The organism is Longicatena sp. 210702-DFI.1.196, from assembly GCF_020563125.1.
In the GTDB taxonomy this organism is placed as follows: domain Bacteria; phylum Bacillota_I; class Bacilli_A; order Erysipelotrichales; family Erysipelotrichaceae; genus Longicatena; species Longicatena caecimuris.
Map to the genome: position 1 here is coordinate 1 of NZ_JAJCPX010000082.1, position 1436 is coordinate 1436.

At 54.2% G+C, this 1436-nt stretch carries 1 protein-coding gene; it reads left to right on the top strand.

Translation table 11 applies throughout. From position 1 onward, the window contains the following. Nucleotides 1-1436: DEAD/DEAH box helicase family protein (locus LI241_RS15445; protein WP_227151454.1), on the top strand; the 1436-nt coding region annotated here is incomplete at both ends.

The following is a 1436-nucleotide window of genomic DNA, read 5'->3' on the forward strand; positions in this document are numbered from 1 at the left end:
TGATTGTGTGCAGGAACTGATCGACCTTCAGATGGATGCAGCGGTTCCGGACAGCGCTATTCAGGAGAAACAGGCAGAGCTGAACCGGCTCTATGACAGCTTTTCTGCCAAATACGGTCTCATCAATGACCGTGCAAACCGTCTGGCCTATGCAGACGATTCTTCCTATTACCTGCTCTGTGCGCTGGAAGTCATTGATGAGGACGGAAAGCTGGAGCGCAAGGCGGATATGTTCACCAAACGGACCATCAAGCCCCATCAGGCAGTGGCTGTGGTGGATACGGCAAGTGAAGCGCTGGCGGTGTCCATCTCGGAAAAAGCCTGCGTGGATATGGGCTATATGAGCCAGCTTACCGGAAAAACAAAAGAAGAACTGGCCGGAGAACTGCAAGGTGTGATCTTCCGTGTACCGGGACAGCTGGAGCAGGACGGATCGCCCCATTATGTGACCGCCGATGAATACCTTTCCGGCAATGTACGCCGCAAACTGCGTCAGGCACAGCGGGCGGCACAGCAGGACCCGGTTTATGCAGTCAATGTGGAAGCTCTTACCGCCGCCCAGCCCAAGGACCTGGATGCGTCGGAGATCGAGGTGCGTCTGGGCGCTACTTGGATCGACAAGGAGTACATCCAGCAGTTTATGTACGAAACCTTTCGTACACCGTATTATCTCCAGAGAAATATCGAGGTCAAGTACTCGTCTTTTACCGCTGAATGGCAGATCACAGGAAAAACTTCTGTTCCTTATAGTGATGTAGCTGCCAAGACCACCTACGGAACCAGCCGTGCCAATGCCTACAAGATTTTGGAGGACAGCTTAAACCTGCGGGATGTCCGTATCTATGACACCATAGAGGACGCAGATGGAAAAGAGCGCCGCGTGCTGAACGCCAAGGAGACCACCCTGGCTGCCCAAAAGCAGCAGGCTATCCGGGAAGCCTTCAAGGACTGGATCTGGAGAGACCCGGAGCGCCGACAGACTCTGGTGCGCCAGTACAACGAGGAAATGAACTCCACCCGTCCCCGCGAGTATGATGGCAGCCACATCACTTTTGGCGGCATGAACCCGGAAATTACCCTGCGGGAACATCAGCTGAATGCCATTGCCCATGTGCTGTATGGCGGTAATACTCTGCTGGCACACGAAGTGGGCGCAGGCAAAACATTTGAGATGGTGGCCTCTGCGATGGAGGCTAAACGCCTGGGCTTATGCCAGAAATCTCTCTTTGTGGTTCCAAACCACCTGACCGAGCAGTGGGCGTCGGAGTTTCTGCGCCTCTATCCTTCTGCCAACATCTTAGTCACAACCAAAAAGGACTTTGAGACCCATAACCGCAAAAAGTTCTGCGCCCGTATTGCCACCGGTAACTACGACGCCATCATCATGGGACACAGCCAGTTTGAGCGTATCCCCATCAGCCGGGAGCGTCAGGAAC